The following is a 221-nucleotide window of genomic DNA, read 5'->3' on the forward strand; positions in this document are numbered from 1 at the left end:
AAAGAAAAATGAAAATTGATTTTGATTAAAAAACACATCAAAAAACAGAACAATAAAAAAGCCAATATTATATCAATATTGGCTTTTAAGATTATGATGAAACAACTATGGTGCAACAAAAGTATCAGGATCAGGGCCTAGACGTTTTTTCTCATCCAATTTAGTAATTTCAGCGACTTCTTCTTTTTCTAATTTGAAATCGAAGATATTAAAGTTTTCTT

General features: G+C 26.7%; 1 pseudogene. It reads right to left on the minus strand.

Annotated features, from left to right (window positions below):
- Window positions 1–105: 105 nt before the first annotated feature.
- A pseudogene (locus M983_RS17975) lies at window positions 106–221 on the minus strand (aldo/keto reductase); the annotation flags it as partial.

Origin of the sequence: Proteus myxofaciens ATCC 19692 (assembly GCF_001654855.1) — a bacterium.
Taxonomy (GTDB): domain Bacteria; phylum Pseudomonadota; class Gammaproteobacteria; order Enterobacterales; family Enterobacteriaceae; genus Proteus; species Proteus myxofaciens.